This is a genomic window from Pantoea sp. Ap-967 (genome assembly GCF_011752565.1).
Taxonomy (GTDB): domain Bacteria; phylum Pseudomonadota; class Gammaproteobacteria; order Pseudomonadales; family Pseudomonadaceae; genus Aquipseudomonas.
The window spans coordinates 20787-36220 of sequence record NZ_VWXK01000011.1; the positions used below are offsets into that span (position 1 = coordinate 20787).

Annotated in this window: 29 protein-coding genes; all 29 read left to right on the forward strand. The window is 57.0% G+C overall.

Features of this window, described 5'->3' with window-relative positions; genetic code table 11:
• Nucleotides 1-76: 76 nt before the first annotated feature.
• Nucleotides 77-388: a 30S ribosomal protein S10 gene (rpsJ, locus tag F3J45_RS13470; protein ID WP_003186070.1), complete on the forward strand. Its 312-nt coding sequence runs from the start codon at nucleotides 77-79 to the stop codon at nucleotides 386-388.
• Between the two features lie 80 nt (nucleotides 389-468).
• Nucleotides 469-1104 carry a 50S ribosomal protein L3 gene (gene rplC, locus F3J45_RS13475; protein ID WP_003257089.1) on the forward strand — a complete coding sequence of 212 codons (636 nt, stop codon included), beginning with the start codon at nucleotides 469-471 and terminating at the stop codon, nucleotides 1102-1104.
• 12 nt (nucleotides 1105-1116) lie between these two features.
• Nucleotides 1117-1719, forward strand: a complete 603-nt coding sequence (rplD, locus tag F3J45_RS13480; RefSeq protein WP_008089819.1) for a 50S ribosomal protein L4 — start codon at nucleotides 1117-1119, stop codon at nucleotides 1717-1719.
• A complete protein-coding gene (rplW, locus tag F3J45_RS13485) occupies nucleotides 1716-2015 on the forward strand; it encodes a 50S ribosomal protein L23 (RefSeq protein WP_003255484.1) in 300 nt (99 codons plus the stop codon). Before rplD ends, rplW begins: the two co-directional genes overlap by 4 nt.
• A 14-nt stretch (nucleotides 2016-2029) precedes the next feature.
• Nucleotides 2030-2854, forward strand: a complete 825-nt coding sequence (gene rplB, locus F3J45_RS13490; protein ID WP_003255483.1) for a 50S ribosomal protein L2 — start codon at nucleotides 2030-2032, stop codon at nucleotides 2852-2854.
• A gap of 16 nt (nucleotides 2855-2870) precedes the next feature.
• The gene (gene rpsS / locus F3J45_RS13495) at nucleotides 2871-3146 is read left to right on the forward strand and encodes a 30S ribosomal protein S19 (RefSeq protein ID WP_003255482.1); all 276 of its coding nucleotides are present in this window, start codon (nucleotides 2871-2873) and stop codon (nucleotides 3144-3146) included.
• Between the two features lie 11 nt (nucleotides 3147-3157).
• Entirely contained in the window at nucleotides 3158-3490 is a 333-nt protein-coding gene (gene rplV / locus F3J45_RS13500; protein ID WP_003103908.1) for a 50S ribosomal protein L22, read from the forward strand.
• A 13-nt stretch (nucleotides 3491-3503) separates the two neighbouring features.
• Nucleotides 3504-4190, forward strand: a complete 687-nt coding sequence (rpsC, locus tag F3J45_RS13505; RefSeq protein WP_003255481.1) for a 30S ribosomal protein S3 — start codon at nucleotides 3504-3506, stop codon at nucleotides 4188-4190.
• Between the two features lie 12 nt (nucleotides 4191-4202).
• The gene (gene rplP / locus F3J45_RS13510) at nucleotides 4203-4616 is read left to right on the forward strand and encodes a 50S ribosomal protein L16 (RefSeq protein WP_003255479.1); all 414 of its coding nucleotides are present in this window, start codon (nucleotides 4203-4205) and stop codon (nucleotides 4614-4616) included.
• Nucleotides 4616-4807, forward strand: coding sequence for a 50S ribosomal protein L29 (rpmC, locus tag F3J45_RS13515; RefSeq protein WP_002555481.1), 192 nt, complete (start codon nucleotides 4616-4618; stop codon nucleotides 4805-4807). Before rplP ends, rpmC begins: the two co-directional genes overlap by 1 nt.
• A gap of 2 nt (nucleotides 4808-4809) precedes the next feature.
• The gene (rpsQ, locus tag F3J45_RS13520; RefSeq protein ID WP_008089812.1) at nucleotides 4810-5076 is read left to right on the forward strand and encodes a 30S ribosomal protein S17; all 267 of its coding nucleotides are present in this window, start codon (nucleotides 4810-4812) and stop codon (nucleotides 5074-5076) included.
• A gap of 23 nt (nucleotides 5077-5099) precedes the next feature.
• On the forward strand, nucleotides 5100-5468 hold the full coding sequence (gene rplN, locus F3J45_RS13525) for a 50S ribosomal protein L14 (protein ID WP_008089810.1): 369 nt from the start codon (nucleotides 5100-5102) through the stop codon (nucleotides 5466-5468).
• 11 nt (nucleotides 5469-5479) lie between these two features.
• Entirely contained in the window at nucleotides 5480-5794 is a 315-nt protein-coding gene (gene rplX / locus F3J45_RS13530) for a 50S ribosomal protein L24 (protein ID WP_003255476.1), read from the forward strand.
• Nucleotides 5795-5814: 20 nt separating this feature from the next.
• On the forward strand, nucleotides 5815-6354 hold the full coding sequence (gene rplE / locus F3J45_RS13535) for a 50S ribosomal protein L5 (RefSeq protein WP_023535025.1): 540 nt from the start codon (nucleotides 5815-5817) through the stop codon (nucleotides 6352-6354).
• 13 nt (nucleotides 6355-6367) lie between these two features.
• Nucleotides 6368-6673, forward strand: coding sequence for a 30S ribosomal protein S14 (gene rpsN, locus F3J45_RS13540; protein ID WP_012316516.1), 306 nt, complete (start codon nucleotides 6368-6370; stop codon nucleotides 6671-6673).
• Nucleotides 6674-6882: 209 nt separating this feature from the next.
• Nucleotides 6883-7275, forward strand: a complete 393-nt coding sequence (gene rpsH / locus F3J45_RS13545; RefSeq protein WP_003255471.1) for a 30S ribosomal protein S8 — start codon at nucleotides 6883-6885, stop codon at nucleotides 7273-7275.
• A gap of 12 nt (nucleotides 7276-7287) precedes the next feature.
• The gene (rplF, locus tag F3J45_RS13550; RefSeq protein WP_167063069.1) at nucleotides 7288-7821 is read left to right on the forward strand and encodes a 50S ribosomal protein L6; all 534 of its coding nucleotides are present in this window, start codon (nucleotides 7288-7290) and stop codon (nucleotides 7819-7821) included.
• A 10-nt stretch (nucleotides 7822-7831) separates the two neighbouring features.
• Nucleotides 7832-8182, forward strand: a complete 351-nt coding sequence (rplR, locus tag F3J45_RS13555; RefSeq protein WP_003255467.1) for a 50S ribosomal protein L18 — start codon at nucleotides 7832-7834, stop codon at nucleotides 8180-8182.
• A gap of 3 nt (nucleotides 8183-8185) precedes the next feature.
• Nucleotides 8186-8686, forward strand: a complete 501-nt coding sequence (rpsE, locus tag F3J45_RS13560; RefSeq protein WP_003255465.1) for a 30S ribosomal protein S5 — start codon at nucleotides 8186-8188, stop codon at nucleotides 8684-8686.
• Nucleotides 8686-8865: a 50S ribosomal protein L30 gene (rpmD, locus tag F3J45_RS13565; protein ID WP_370526376.1), complete on the forward strand. Its 180-nt coding sequence runs from the start codon at nucleotides 8686-8688 to the stop codon at nucleotides 8863-8865. Before rpsE ends, rpmD begins: the two co-directional genes overlap by 1 nt.
• Nucleotides 8866-8868: 3 nt before the next feature.
• Nucleotides 8869-9303 (forward strand): 50S ribosomal protein L15, encoded by a 435-nt coding sequence (rplO, locus tag F3J45_RS13570; protein ID WP_167063072.1) that lies wholly within the window; start codon nucleotides 8869-8871, stop codon nucleotides 9301-9303.
• A complete protein-coding gene (secY, locus tag F3J45_RS13575; RefSeq protein WP_003257108.1) occupies nucleotides 9304-10635 on the forward strand; it encodes a preprotein translocase subunit SecY in 1332 nt (443 codons plus the stop codon).
• Nucleotides 10636-10663: 28 nt separating this feature from the next.
• Nucleotides 10664-10780 (forward strand): 50S ribosomal protein L36, encoded by a 117-nt coding sequence (rpmJ, locus tag F3J45_RS13580; RefSeq protein ID WP_002555468.1) that lies wholly within the window; start codon nucleotides 10664-10666, stop codon nucleotides 10778-10780.
• 131 nt (nucleotides 10781-10911) lie between these two features.
• Nucleotides 10912-11268, forward strand: coding sequence for a 30S ribosomal protein S13 (gene rpsM / locus F3J45_RS13585; protein ID WP_003255457.1), 357 nt, complete (start codon nucleotides 10912-10914; stop codon nucleotides 11266-11268).
• An 18-nt stretch (nucleotides 11269-11286) separates the two neighbouring features.
• Entirely contained in the window at nucleotides 11287-11676 is a 390-nt protein-coding gene (rpsK, locus tag F3J45_RS13590; RefSeq protein WP_003255454.1) for a 30S ribosomal protein S11, read from the forward strand.
• Between the two features lie 15 nt (nucleotides 11677-11691).
• Nucleotides 11692-12312 carry a 30S ribosomal protein S4 gene (rpsD, locus tag F3J45_RS13595; protein WP_012316514.1) on the forward strand — a complete coding sequence of 207 codons (621 nt, stop codon included), beginning with the start codon at nucleotides 11692-11694 and terminating at the stop codon, nucleotides 12310-12312.
• 22 nt (nucleotides 12313-12334) lie between these two features.
• Nucleotides 12335-13336, forward strand: coding sequence for a DNA-directed RNA polymerase subunit alpha (gene rpoA / locus F3J45_RS13600; protein ID WP_003255452.1), 1002 nt, complete (start codon nucleotides 12335-12337; stop codon nucleotides 13334-13336).
• Nucleotides 13337-13378: 42 nt separating this feature from the next.
• Nucleotides 13379-13765, forward strand: a complete 387-nt coding sequence (gene rplQ, locus F3J45_RS13605; protein ID WP_003255451.1) for a 50S ribosomal protein L17 — start codon at nucleotides 13379-13381, stop codon at nucleotides 13763-13765.
• Between the two features lie 172 nt (nucleotides 13766-13937).
• On the forward strand, nucleotides 13938-15377 hold the full coding sequence (locus F3J45_RS13610) for a catalase (RefSeq protein WP_167063076.1): 1440 nt from the start codon (nucleotides 13938-13940) through the stop codon (nucleotides 15375-15377).
• Nucleotides 15378-15434: the final 57 nt, after the last annotated feature.

Consider the following 15434-nt stretch of genomic DNA (forward strand, 5'->3'; position numbering starts at 1 on the left):
GGGGCGTCTATAGAATCACGCCTCCTTTTAGCGGGCGTAGTGCGTCCGTTGGGAACAGCCTGGAGTCTGAAATCCAATGCAAAATCAGCAAATCCGTATCAGGTTGAAGGCTTTCGACCATCGCCTGATCGACCAATCCACCCAGGAAATCGTGGAAACCGCGAAACGTACTGGTGCACAAGTGCGTGGTCCAATTCCACTGCCTACCCGCAAAGAGCGTTTCACCGTTCTGGTTTCCCCGCACGTCAACAAAGACGCGCGTGACCAGTACGAGATTCGCACTCATAAGCGTGTTCTGGACATCGTCCAGCCAACGGATAAAACCGTTGACGCGCTGATGAAGCTTGATCTGGCGGCAGGTGTGGAAGTACAGATCAGCCTCGGCTAAGACTTCGGTCTGGTCGTGTAACGCTCTGAAATGGGCGGCCATAGCGGGTGAAAGCCCCGTACACTCATGAGGTTTACAACATGACTATTGGTGTAATCGGTCGCAAGTGCGGTATGACCCGCATTTTCACCGAAGAAGGTGTCTCCATTCCGGTCACGGTCATCGAGATCGAGCCGAATCGCGTCACCCAGTTCAAAACTGAAGAAACCGATGGCTACCGTGCAGTGCAAGTCACTGTCGGCGAGCGTCGTGCTTCGCGTGTGACTGCCGCTCAGGCAGGCCACTTCGCCAAGGCTAACGTTGCCGCTGGTCGCGGTGTTTGGGAGTTCCGTCTTGAAGAAGGCGATTTCCAGGCTGGCGATCTGATCAAAGCTGAACTCTTCACTGCAGGCCAGCTGGTAGACGTTACTGGTCAGTCCAAAGGTAAAGGCTTCGCCGGTACCATCAAGCGCTGGAACTTCCGTGGCCAGGACAACACCCACGGTAACTCCGTGTCGCACCGTGTCCCAGGTTCCATCGGCCAGTGCCAGACTCCTGGTCGTGTGTTCAAGGGCAAGAAAATGTCCGGTCACATGGGCGCCGAGCGCGTGACTGTTCAGTCCCTGGAAGTTGTTCGCGTAGACGCTGAGCGCAACCTGCTGCTGGTCAAGGGTGCCGTTCCTGGCGCTACTGGCGGCGACGTGGTTGTACGTCCAGCTGTCAAGGCTCGCGGTTAAGGGGAAACTGACATGCAACTCAATGTAAATGACGCTCAGGCGATCGAAGTTTCCGAACTGACTTTCGGTGGCGAATTCAACGAGACGCTGGTACACCAAGCAGTCGTGGCCTACATGGCCGGCGGCCGTCAGGGCACCAAGCAGCAAAAGACCCGTTCCGACGTGGCTGGTGGCGGTAAGCGCCCATGGCGTCAGAAGGGTACTGGCCGTGCTCGTGCTGGTACCACTCGTGGTCCGATCTGGCGTGGCGGTGGTGTAACCTTCGCAGCTCGTCCTCAAGATCACTCGCAGAAGCTCAACAAGAAGATGTACCGCGCAGCCCTGCGCTCCATCCTCGCTGAGCTGGTGCGTAGCGACCGTCTGGTCGTGGTTCAGGACTTCGCTGTTGAAGCACCGAAAACCAAAGATCTGCTGAACAAGCTGAACGGCATGGGTCTGAACGACGTACTGATCGTTTCGGACGCTGTTGATCAGAACCTGTACCTGGCTGCTCGCAACCTGCCGCACGTCGACGTACGTGACGTTCAAGGTTCCGACCCGGTCAGTCTGATCGCATACGAAAAGGTGTTGATCACCGTTTCGGCCGTGAAGAAATTCGAGGAGCTGCTGGGATGAACCAGGAACGCGTATTCAAAGTCCTCCTTGGCCCGCACGTTTCCGAGAAGGCTACCGTTCTGGCTGAGAAAAAAGGCCAGTTCGTATTCAAGGTTGCTACCGATGCAACCAAGCTGGAAATCAAGAAAGCTGTCGAAGGCCTGTTCAACGTAAAAGTTGAAAACGTGTCGACTGTTAACGTTCTGGGTAAAACCAAGCGTACCGCACGTGGTCTGGGCAAGCGTAATGACTGGAAGAAGGCGATCGTCTCCCTTCAGCCAGGCCAAGATCTCGATTTCAGCAGCAGTGCTGAGTAAGGAAGGGGTGCATCATGGCAATCGTTAAATGCAAACCGACTTCCCCTGGCCGCCGTTTCGTGGTCAAGGTGGTCAACAAGGAGCTGCACAAAGGCGCTCCTCACGCACCGCTGATCGAGAAAAAATCGAAGTCTGGTGGTCGTAACAACAATGGCCGCATTACCACTCGTCACGTTGGTGGTGGTCACAAGCAGCATTACCGTCTGGTCGACTTCCGTCGCAACGACAAAGATGGCATTCCAGCCACTGTCGAGCGTATCGAATACGATCCAAACCGTACTGCTCACATCGCCCTGCTGTGCTACGCAGACGGTGAGCGTCGCTACATCATCGCCCCTAAAGGCGTGAGCGCTGGCGACCAGCTGATCGCAGGTGCCCTGGCCCCAATCAAGGCCGGTAACTCCCTGCAACTGCGCAACATTCCAGTAGGTAGCACCATTCACGGCATCGAACTGAAGCCGGGTAAAGGTGCTCAGATCGCACGTTCCGCTGGTGCTTCGGCTCAGCTGATCGCTCGCGAAGGTGTCTACGTGACCCTGCGTCTGCGCTCTGGTGAAATGCGTAAAGTCCTGGCTGAGTGCCGTGCGACCCTGGGCGAAGTCTCGAACTCCGAGCACAGCCTGCGTTCGCTGGGTAAAGCTGGTGCCAAACGCTGGCGCGGCGTTCGCCCAACCGTTCGTGGCGTTGCCATGAACCCGGTTGACCACCCACATGGTGGTGGTGAAGGTCGTACCTCCGGTGGTCGTCATCCGGTATCGCCATGGGGCTTCCCAACCAAGGGTGCGAAGACCCGCGGTAATAAGCGTACCGACAACATGATCGTCCGTCGTCGCAAGTAACTAGAGGGATACGACAGTGCCACGTTCTCTGAAAAAAGGTCCTTTTATCGATCTTCACCTGCTGAAGAAGGTCGAAGTGGCGGTGGAGAAGAACGATCGCAAGCCAGTTAAAACCTGGTCGCGCCGTTCGATGATCCTGCCACAAATGGTCGGTCTGACCATCGCGGTACACAACGGTCGCCAACACGTCCCAGTTCTCGTGAACGAAGACATGGTCGGCCACAAACTGGGCGAGTTCGCCGGTACCCGCACCTACCGCGGGCACGTGGCTGACAAGAAAGCCAAGCGTTAAGGGGTAAGGAAATGGAAGTAGCCGCTAAGTTGTCGGGCGCTCGCATCTCCGCCCAGAAAGCCCGCTTGGTCGCCGACCAGATCCGCGGGAAGAAGGTGGGCGAAGCGCTCAACCTGTTGGCCTTCAGCAGCAAAAAAGCCGCTGAAATCATGAAGAAAGTCCTCGAGTCGGCCGTAGCCAACGCCGAACACAACGAAGGCGCAGACGTTGATGACCTGAAGGTCTCCACCGTCTTCGTCAACGAAGGGCGTTCGCTGAAGCGCATCATGCCACGTGCCAAAGGCCGTGCTGATCGCATCGTCAAGCGGTCTTGCCATATCACTGTCAAGGTTGCGGACAAGTAACGGAGTCGATCAGATGGGTCAGAAAGTACATCCCACTGGCATTCGCCTGGGAATCGTCAAGGAGCACACCTCCGTCTGGTACGCAGACGGTGCTACTTACGCAGATTACCTGTTGAAGGATCTGAAAACGCGTGAGTACCTCCAAGACAAACTAAAAAGCGCGTCCGTAAGCCGTATCGATATTCATCGTCCGGCTCAAACTGCACGCATCACCATCCACACCGCTCGTCCCGGTATCGTTATCGGTAAGAAAGGTGAAGATGTCGAGAAGCTGCGTCAGGACCTGACCAAGCAGATGGGTGTGCCTGTGCACATCAACATCGAAGAGATCCGCAAGCCGGAACTCGACGCTATGCTGGTTGCGCAGAGCGTAGCTCAGCAGCTGGAACGCCGCGTAATGTTCCGTCGCGCCATGAAGCGCGCCGTACAGAACGCCATGCGTATTGGTGCCAAGGGCATCAAGATCCAGGTGAGCGGTCGTCTCGGCGGTGCTGAGATTGCTCGTACCGAGTGGTATCGCGAAGGTCGTGTGCCTCTGCACACCCTGCGTGCCGATATCGACTACAACACCTACGAAGCTCACACCACTTACGGTGTGATCGGTGTGAAGGTTTGGATCTTCAAAGGCGAAGTTATTGGTGGTCGCCAAGAAGAACTGAAACCACAAGCACCAGCGCCTCGTAAAAAAGCTGCTAAGTAAGGGGTACGCCAAATGTTGCAACCAAAGCGTACAAAATTCCGCAAGCAGATGACTGGCCACAACCGTGGTCTGGCACTGCGCGGTAGCAAAGTCAGCTTCGGCGAATTCGCCCTGAAAGCTGTTGCTCGCGGTCGCCTCACCGCCCGCCAGATCGAGTCCGCACGTCGTGCGCTGACCCGTCACGTTAAGCGTGGCGGTAAGATCTGGATCCGTGTGTTCCCGGACAAGCCGATCTCCAAGAAGCCTCTCGAGGTTCGTATGGGTAAAGGTAAGGGCTCCGTGGAATACTGGGTTGCCCAGATCCAGCCAGGTAAAGTCCTGTACGAGATCGAGGGTGTTTCTGAAGAGCTGGCGCGCGAAGCTTTCGCCCTGGCTGCTGCAAAGCTGCCTCTCGCCACCTCCTTTGTTAAGCGGACGGTGATGTGATGAAAGCGAATGAACTTCGTGAAAAATCTGCACAGCAACTGAATGAGCAACTGCTCGGCTTGCTGCGCGACCAGTTCAATCTGCGTATGCAGAAAGCAACTGGCCAGTTGGGGCAGTCGCACCTGCTCTCGCAAGTTAAGCGTGACATCGCTCGCGTGAAAACTGTGCTTAACCAGCAGGCAGGTAAGTGATCATGGCTGAAGCTGAAAAAACCGTCCGTACGCTGACTGGCCGTGTCGTCAGCGACAAAATGGACAAGACCATCACCGTTCTGATCGAGCGTCGCGTAAAGCACCCGATCTACGGTAAATACGTTAAGCGTTCGACTAAGCTGCACGCGCACGACGAATCCAACCAGTGCAAAATCGGCGACAAGGTTTCCATCCGTGAAACCCGTCCGCTGGCCAAGACCAAGTCCTGGGCACTGGTTGAAGTCCTCGAACGCGCTGTTGAAGTCTAAGGGCTAGGGGTCGGAGAAATTTTATGATTCAGACTCAATCCATGCTCGATGTGGCCGATAACAGCGGCGCTCGTCGCGTCATGTGCATCAAGGTGCTCGGCGGTTCGCACCGCCGTTACGCCGGCATCGGTGACATCATCAAAGTAACCGTCAAGGAAGCAATTCCGCGCGGTAAGGTCAAAAAAGGCCAGGTGATGACTGCTGTTGTCGTCCGTACCCGTCACGGTGTACGTCGCGCTGACGGTTCCATCATTCGTTTCGACGGCAACGCTGCTGTTCTGCTGAACACCAAGCAAGAGCCGATCGGCACTCGCATCTTCGGGCCAGTGACCCGTGAACTTCGTACTGAGAAGTTCATGAAGATCGTCTCGCTCGCCCCTGAAGTGCTGTAAGGAGATCCGACATGCAAAAGATTCGTCGTGACGACGAGATCATCGTGATCGCCGGCAAAGACAAAGGTAAGCGCGGTAAGGTGCTGAAGGTTCTGGCTGACGACCGTCTGGTCATCGGTGGCGTGAACCTGGTCAAGCGTCATACCAAGCCTAACCCGATGGCGGGCGTACAGGGCGGTATCGTCGAAAAAGAAGCGCCACTGCACGCTTCCAACGTTGCCATCTTCAACGGCGAAACCAACAAGGCTGACCGCGTTGGTTTCAAAGTAGAAGACGGTAAGAAAATTCGTGTCTTCAAGTCGACCCAAAAAGCGGTTGATGCTTGAACACTGCTAGGTAGAAGACCATGGCACGACTGAAAGAGATTTACCGGAACGAAATCGCTCCTAAGCTTAAGGATGAACTTAAGCTGTCGAACGTGATGGAAGTTCCGCGCGTTACCAAGATCACCCTGAACATGGGTCTGGGCGAAGCGATCGGCGACAAGAAAGTCATCGAGCACGCTGTTGCCGACCTGGAAAAGATCACCGGTCAAAAGCCGGTCGTGACTTTCGCTCGTAAATCCATCGCGGGCTTCAAAGTCCGTGAGGGATGGCCGATCGGCGTCAAGGTGACCCTGCGTAGCGACAAGATGTACGAATTCCTGGACCGCCTGCTGGCGATCTCCCTGCCTCGGGTCCGCGACTTCCGCGGCCTGAATGCCAAGTCCTTCGATGGCCGTGGCAACTACAGCATGGGCGTGAAAGAGCAGATCATCTTCCCGGAAATCGATTACGACAAGATCGATGCTCTGCGCGGTTTGGACATCACCCTGACCACCACTGCTCGTTCGGATGACGAAGGCCGCGCTCTGCTGCGTGCATTCAAATTCCCGTTCCGCAACTGATTGGAGTAGGAAAATGGCCAAGAAGAGCATGAAAAACCGCGAGCTGAAGCGTCAGCTCACGGTAGCCAAGTTCGCCAAAAAGCGTGCTGAGCTGAAAGCGACCATCGTCAACCTGAACGCCTCTCCAGAAGAGCGTTTCGCTGCCGTTGTCGCTCTGCAGAAGCAGCCACGTGATGCCAGCGCTGCGCGTCTGCGCAACCGTTGCCGCCTGACCGGTCGTCCTCACGGTGTATACCGTAAGTTCGGCCTGGGCCGTAACATGCTGCGTCAAGCTGCAATGCGCGGCGACGTACCAGGCCTGGTCAAAGCCTCCTGGTAATCGCTGCAGGTGTGATCCCGGCGCAAGGGGAGCAATCTTCCGACCGCCGGTGACCTCGCCCATAAACAAGCCCCCTCGTGGGGCTTGTTTCGTTTCTGCCTTGTGTCTAGAATGACCGGCTCACCCGAGCCTGGGTTTTTTACCCTGCCCGTTCGAGTGGTTGTGATAGCCGCAAGGCTAATATTTCTTGTATCAGGAGCATCTAGCCCATGAGTATGCAGGACCCGTTAGCGGACATGCTAACTCGCATCCGTAATGCCCAGATGGCTGAAAAGTCCGTCGTAAGCATGCCTTCCTCCACCCTGAAGGTCGCGGTTGCCAAAGTTCTGAAAGACGAAGGTTACATCGCTGGCTACCAGGTAACTGGTGAGGCCAAGCCTTCCCTGTCGATCGAACTGAAGTACTTCGAAGGCCGTCCGGTCATCGAGGAACTGAAGCGTTCCAGCCGTCCTGGCCTGCGCCAGTACAAGGCCGTCACCGACCTGCCGAAAGTACGTGGCGGTCTGGGCGTGTCTATTGTCTCCACCAACAAAGGTGTGATGACTGACCGCGCTGCGCGCGCTGCCGGTGTCGGCGGCGAAGTTCTGTGCACAGTGTTCTAAGGGGAGATAGGCATGTCTCGCGTCGCTAAGAACCCCGTTAAGCTGCCATCCGGTGTCGAAGTCAAATTCGCCGGCCAGCAGCTTTCGGTGAAGGGTGCCAAAGGCACTCTCGAACTGAACGTTCACTCGTCTGTTGAAGTTACCGAAGAGTCTGGCGAGCTGCGTTTCGTCGCTCGCAACGGTGATCAGCAAGCTCGCGCCATGGCCGGTACCACCCGCGCCCTGGTGAACAACATGGTCCAGGGCGTAAGCCAAGGCTTCGAGCGCAAGCTCCAGCTGGTCGGTGTTGGTTACAAGGCACAGGCCAAAGGCGAAATCCTGAACCTGGCCCTGGGCTTCTCGCACCCAGTGGACTACGAACTGCCAGCCGGTATCACCGCTGAAACCCCTAGCCAGACCGACATCCTGATCAAGGGTATCGACAAGCAGCTGGTAGGTCAGGTGGCCGCTGAAATCCGCGGGTTCCGTCCGCCAGAGCCTTACAAAGGCAAGGGTGTGCGTTACGCGGACGAAGTAGTCCGTCGTAAAGAAGCCAAGAAGAAGTAGGGCCTAGCAAATGACCGACAAAAAAGTTATTCGACTGCGTCGCGCTCGCAAAGCACGTCTCAAGATGCACGAACTCGAAGTCGTGCGCCTGTGCGTGTTCCGCTCCTCGCAGCACATCTACGCCCAGGTCATTTCGGCCGACGGCAGCAAGGTTCTGGCAAGCGCCTCGACCTTGGACAAAGACCTGCGTGATGGCGCCACTGGCAACATCGACGCGGCCACTAAGGTTGGCAAGCTGGTAGCTGAGCGTGCGAAAGCCGCCGGTGTATCTCAAGTTGCCTTTGACCGTTCCGGCTTCAAGTACCATGGCCGCGTCAAAGCGCTGGCTGATGCTGCTCGTGAAGGCGGGCTGGAGTTCTAAGTTATGGCAAATAACGATCAAAAGCGCGACGAAGGCTACATCGAGAAGCTGGTTCAAGTTAACCGCGTTGCCAAAACCGTAAAAGGCGGCCGTATCTTCACCTTCACCGCGCTGACCGTGGTAGGTGATGGTAAAGGTCGTGTCGGCTTCGGCCGTGGCAAATCGCGCGAAGTTCCTGCCGCGATCCAGAAAGCCATGGAAGCTGCTCGTCGCAACATGATCCAGGTTGACCTGAAGGGCACCACCCTGCAGTACGCCACCAAGGCTGCCCACGGCGCCTCGAAGGTTTACATGCAGCCTGCCTCGGAAGGTACCGGTATCATCGCCGGCGGCGCCATGCGTGCTGTCCTGGAAGTTGCTGGTGTTCAGAACGTCCTGGCCAAGTGCTACGGTTCGACCAACCCAGTGAACGTGGTTTACGCCACCTTCAAGGGTCTGAAAGCCATGCAATCTCCTGAGTCCATTGCTGCCAAGCGCGGCAAGAGCGTTGAGGAGATCTTCTGATCATGGCAACCGTAAAAGTAACGCTGATCAAGAGCGTCTCGGGCCGCCTGCCTAACCACAAACTGTGCGTTAAAGGCCTGGGTCTGCGTCGCATCGGTCACACTGTAGAAGTCCAGGATACTCCCGAAAACCGCGGGATGATCAACAAGGCTTACTACATGCTGAAGGTCGAGGGTTAATCGATGAAACTCAATGATCTGAGTCCAGCGCCGGGTTCCCGTCGCGAGAAGCATCGTCCAGGTCGTGGTATCGGTAGCGGTCTGGGTAAGACTGGCGGCCGTGGCCACAAAGGTCAAACCTCCCGTTCCGGTGGTTCGATCGCTCCTGGCTTCGAAGGCGGTCAACAGCCGCTGCACCGTCGTCTGCCGAAGTTCGGCTTCGTTTCCCTGAAAGCCATGGACCGCGCTGAAGTGCGTCTGTCCGAGCTGGCCAAAGTGGAAGGCGACGTGGTTACCGTGCAATCCCTGAAGGATGCCAACGTGATCGGCCAGAACGTACAGCGTGTGAAAATCATGCTGTCTGGCGAAGTCACTCGCGCAGTCACCATCAAGGGTATCGCAGCCACCAAGGGTGCGCGTGCGGCTATCGAAGCAGCTGGCGGCAAATTCGAGGAATAAATGGCTAAGCAAGGTGCTCTCTCTTCGCTCGGTAAGGGCGGGATGTCGGAACTCTGGGCTCGTCTGCGCTTTCTGTTCATGGCGATCATCGTCTATCGGATAGGTGCGCATATCCCGGTTCCTGGCATCAATCCAGACCGTCTGGCGGATCTGTTTCGGCAGAATGAGGGGACCATTCTTAGCTTGTTCAACATGTTTTCCGGTGGCGCGCTTGAGCGCATGAGCATCTTTGCACTGGGGATCATGCCGTACATCTCGGCATCGATCATCATGCAGCTGATGACGGCGGTCAGCCCGCAACTGGAGCAGTTGAAGAAGGAAGGTGAAGCTGGCCGTCGCAAGATCAGCCAGTACACCCGCTACGGCACCGTTATCCTGGCACTGGTTCAAGCCATTGGCATGTCCATTGGCCTGGCCAACCAGGGCGTGGCGTTTTCTGTAGGCCTGGGCTTCCATGTCGTCGCCGTCTCCACCTTCGTGGCGGGCGCGATGTTCATGATGTGGCTGGGCGAGCAGATCACCGAGCGCGGTGTGGGCAACGGTATCTCGATGTTGATCTTCGCAGGTATCGTTGCCGGTCTTCCGAGAGCAATCGGGCAGTCTTTCGAGTCTGCACGCACAGGCGATATCAACATTTTCGCCCTGGTCGCTATCGGTTTGCTGGCAGTAGCGATTATCGGTTTTGTGGTGTTCATTGAGCGTGGTCAGCGTCGTATCGCCGTTCACTACGCCAAGCGTCAGCAGGGCCGCAAGGTCTTCGCTGCGCAGACCAGCCACTTGCCGCTGAAAGTGAACATGGCGGGGGTTATCCCGGCCATCTTCGCGAGCAGCATTTTGCTGTTCCCGGCTTCGCTGGGTGCCTGGTTCGGTCAGTCCGAAGGTATGGGCTGGCTGCAGGACATCTCGCAGTCGATCGCTCCTGGTCAGCCGTTGAACATTCTGCTGTTTAGTGCAGGGATCATTTTCTTCTGCTTCTTCTACACAGCTCTGATGTTCAACCCGAAAGACGTAGCGGAAAACCTGAAGAAGTCCGGTGCCTTTATTCCGGGTATCCGTCCTGGTGAGCAGTCGGCGCGCTACATTGATGGCGTTCTGACTCGTCTGACCATGTTCGGTGCTCTTTACATGATGGCCGTCTGCCTTCTGCCCCAGTTCCTGGTGGTGGCAGCAAATGTGCCGTTCTACCTTGGCGGGACCTCGTTGCTGATTGTGGTAGTGGTTGTGATGGACTTCATGTCCCAAGTACAATCGCACCTCGTTTCGCACCAGTACGAATCCCTGATGAAGAAAGCCAACCTGAAAGGCTACGGTGGCAGCGGTCTGCTGCGCTGATACGCCCCTAAGGTTCGAGGAGTCGGTAATGAAAGTTCGTGCATCGGTGAAAAAGCTGTGCCGTAACTGCAAGATCATCCGTCGCGAAGGCGTCGTACGAGTGATCTGCAGCGCGGAACCGCGTCACAAACAGCGCCAAGGCTGAGTGTGATCTGCGCTTCAAACCCAGCAGCTAGTGTGCTGCTGGGTTGATTATTCGTTTCTACAGCGATATTATCTCGCGCCCTATTTCTTGGCTTCCGGGGCGTAGGTAGCTGTCAATTGGAGTCCCACTGAATGGCCCGTATTGCAGGCGTCAACATTCCAGATAACAAGCATACTGTTATCTCGCTGACCTACATCTATGGTGTCGGTCGCACAACTGCACAGAAGATCTGTGCAGACGCTGGTGTCAACCCAGCCGCTAAGATCAAGGATCTGAGCGACGAGCAAATCGAAACCCTGCGTGGCGAAGTCGCGAAGTTCACCACCGAAGGTGACCTGCGTCGTGACATCAACATGAAGATCAAACGCTTGATGGACCTGGGTTGCTACCGCGGCCTGCGTCATCGTAAAGGTCTGCCGGTTCGCGGTCAGCGCACCAAGACCAACGCACGCACCCGTAAGGGCCCGCGTAAGCCGATCCGCAAGTAATCGCCCAGGAATATAGACATGGCAAAACCTGCTGCTCGTCCTCGTAAGAAAGTCAAAAAGACAGTGGTTGATGGCATCGCCCACATCCATGCCTCTTTCAACAACACCATCGTGACCATCACCGACCGTCAGGGCAACGCATTGTCCTGGGCTACTTCCGGTGGTTCGGGTTTCCGTGGTTCGCGCAAATCCACCCCGTTCGCAGCTCAGATCGCTGCTGAGCGTGCTGGTCAAGCTGCGCTGGAATATGGTCTGAAGAACCTCGACGTCAACGTCAAGGGTCCAGGTCCAGGTCGTGAATCCGCCGTTCGTGCATTGAACAGCTGCGGCTACAAGATCGCCAGCATCACCGACGTGACGCCTATCCCGCACAACGGGTGCCGTCCGCCGAAGAAGCGTCGCGTGTAATCAGGAGACAGAAGAATGGCACGTTACATTGGTCCAAAATGCAAACTGTCTCGTCGTGAAGGCACCGACCTGTTCCTGAAGAGCGGCGTTCGCGCTCTGGAATCGAAGTGCAACATCGAAGCAGCCCCAGGTATCCACGGCCAGCGCCGTGGCCGTCAGTCCGACTACGGTACCCAGCTGCGCGAGAAACAAAAAGTCCGTCGTATCTACGGTGTTCTGGAGCGTCAGTTCCGCGGTTACTACCAAGCTGCTGCCTCGAAAAAAGGCGCAACCGGTGAGAACCTGCTGCAACTGCTCGAGTGCCGTCTGGATAACGTCGTTTACCGTATGGGCTTCGGCTCGACTCGTTCCGAGTCCCGTCAGCTGGTTTCGCACAAAGCGATCAGCGTCAACGGTAAGACTGTAAACATTCCATCCTACCAAGTTCGTCCGGGTGACGTGGTCGCAGTTCGCGAGAAATCGTCGAACCAGCTGCGCATTGTTCAAGCCCTTGAACTGTGCGCCCAGCGTGGCCGCGTTGAGTGGGTAGACGTAGATTCCGCTAAGAAGTCGGGCGTTTTCAAGAACGTTCCTGCTCGCGGCGACCTGTCTGCCGACATCAACGAAAACCTGATTGTCGAGCTCTACTCCAAGTAAGGGCTAGAAAATAGGTGCATCCATGCAGATTTCGGTAAATGAGTTCCTGACTCCCCGCCATATTGATGTGCAGGTAGTCAGTCCGACCCGCGCTAAAATCACGCTCGAGCCTCTCGAGCGTGGTTTCGGCCATACCCTGGGCAACGCGCTGCGCCGCATCCTGTTGTCCTCCATGCCTGGCTGTGCAGTAGTCGAGGCCGAGATCGATGGCGTACTCCATGAGTACTCCGCGATCGAAGGTGTTCAGGAAGACGTCATTGAAATCCTGTTGAACCTGAAAGGCCTGGCTATCAAACTGCACGGTCGTGACGAAGTTACGCTGACCTTGTCGAAAAAGGGTTCGGGGGTGGTTACCGCTGCCGATATTCAGCTGGATCACGATGTCGAGATCGTCAACCCCGATCACGTAATCGCGAACCTGGCGTCCAATGGCGCCCTGAACATGAAGCTCACTGTAGCTCGTGGTCGCGGTTACGAGCCGGCTGACTCCCGTCAAACCGACGAAGACGAAAGCCGTAGCATTGGCCGTCTGCAGCTGGACGCCTCATTCAGCCCGGTGCGTCGTATCGCCTATGTGGTCGAAAACGCCCGTGTTGAACAGCGTACCAACCTGGACAAGCTGGTCATTGATCTGGAAACCAACGGCACCCTGGATCCTGAAGAGGCTATCCGCCGCGCTGCGACCATCCTGCAACAGCAGCTGGCCGCGTTCGTCGACCTCAAAGGTGACAGTGAGCCTGTCGTAGTCGAGCAGGAAGACGAGATCGATCCGATCCTGCTGCGTCCGGTTGACGACCTGGAACTGACTGTACGTTCGGCCAACTGCCTCAAGGCGGAGAACATCTACTACATCGGCGACCTGATTCAGCGTACCGAAGTAGAGCTGTTGAAGACTCCTAACCTTGGCAAGAAGTCCCTGACTGAAATCAAGGACGTTCTGGCCTCTCGTGGTCTGTCTCTCGGCATGCGCCTCGACAACTGGCCGCCTGCAAGTCTTAAGAAGGACGACAAGGCGACCGCCTGATCGTCGTAATCACCGAACGTAGTGTTTGGTAAGGAATGAATCATGCGTCATCGTAAAAGTGGACGTCACCTGAGCCGTACCAGCTCTCACCGCAAGGCTATGTTCCAGAACATGGCAGTGTCGCTGATCGAGCACGAGCTGATCAAAACCACCCTGCCGAAAGCCAAGGAACTGCGCCGCGTTGCCGAGCCGCTGATCACCCTGGCCAAGGAAGACAGCGTTGCTAACCGCCGTCTGGCCTTCGACCGTACCCGTTCGAAGTCCGCTGTTGGCAAACTGTTCAACGACCTGGGCAAGCGTTACGCCACCCGTCAGGGCGGCTACCTGCGCATCCTGAAGTGCGGTTTCCGCGCTGGCGACAACGCGCCTATGGCGTACGTCGAGCTGGTTGATCGTCCGGTCGGCGGTGCTGTAGAAGCTGCTGAGTAAGACGTTCTGTCTGCTACAAAGAACCGGGCCTAGTGCCCGGTTTTTTGTGTCTGCAGGTATTGTTTATTTCTATTGATACAAGTCATGTAATGAATTTGTTCTGAAACGACCGCTCGTCGATACTCCTTATCAAGCCGATTAGCCGGCACTCGAAGACCGATAAGGAGAGCCCATGAGCAAGATCCTGACCACCGCCAGCGGTGCACCTGTAGCCGACAACCAGAATTCCCGTTCCGCAGGCCCACGCGGCCCGCTGCTGCTCGACGACTTCCACCTGATCGAGAAGCTTGCCCACTTCAACCGTGAGAACATCCCTGAGCGCCGTGTTCATGCAAAAGGCTCGGGCGCCTACGGCACCTTCACGGTGACCCGCGACATTACCCAGTACACCAGCGCCCGCCTGTTCGAGCAGGTCGGCAAGCAGACCGAAACCTTCCTGCGCTTCTCCACCGTTGGTGGCGAGCGTGGCTCGGCCGATACCGAGCGTGACCCCCGTGGCTTTGCGCTGAAGTTCTACACCGAAGAAGGCAACTGGGACATCGTTGGCAACAACACCCCGGTGTTCTTCATCCGCGACCCGCTCAAGTTCCCGGACTTTATCCACACCCAGAAACGCCACCCGCAAAGCAACCTGAAAAACGCCCAGATGATGTGGGACTTCTGGTCGCACTCGCCCGAGGCGCTGCACCAGGTCACCATCCTGTTCTCCGACCGAGGCATCCCGGACGGCTATCGCCACATGCACGGTTTCGGCAGCCACACCTACAGCTTGATCAGCGCCCAGGGTGAGCGCACCTGGGTCAAATGGCACTTCAAGACCCAGCAAGGCATCAAGAACCTGGCTCCGGCCGATGCCGCACGCCTGGCGGGCACTGACCCGGATTACGCCCAGCGTGACCTGTTCCAAGCTATTGAGCGTGGTGACTTCCCACGTTGGACCGTGTGCATTCAGGTGATGAGCGAAGCAGAGGCTGCCGGCCGTGCCGAGAACCCGTTCGACGTGACCAAGACCTGGTCGCAGAAAGACCATCCGCTGATCGAAGTGGGCGTGCTGGAGCTGAACCGCAACCCGCTCAACTACTTTGCCGAAGTCGAGCAGGCGGCGTTCGGGCCGAGCAACATGGTCCCCGGTGTTGGCCTGTCCCCAGACCGCATGCTGCAGGGCCGCGTGTTCGCCTACGCCGATGCGCACCGCTACCGTGTGGGCACCAACCACCAGCAGTTGCCGGTCAATGCGCCGCGCAGTGTGGTGAACAGCTACCAGCGTGATGGCGCCATGGCCACGGGCAGCTACGGCAGTGCGCCGAACTACGAGCCCAACAGCTACAGCGATGCGCCGAAGCAGTCGCCGCGCCACGCCGAGCCAGCCCTGGCCCTTGGCGGCGCTGCCGACCGCCACGATCACCGTGAGGACAACGACTACTACAGCCACGCCGGCGCGCTGTTCCGGCTGATGAATGCCGAGCAGCAGGCGCTGCTGATCAACAACATCGCCGGCGCCATGGCGGGAGTGAGCGAAGACGTTATCCAGCGCCAGTTGCAGTACTTCTTCAAGGCTGACCCTGCCTACGGCGAGGGCATCGCCAAGGCCCTGGGGCTGAATCTCGCCTGAGTCGAAATGAGAAGTAGAACCGCCCTCATTTGGGCGGTTTTTCAATGAATATCACTA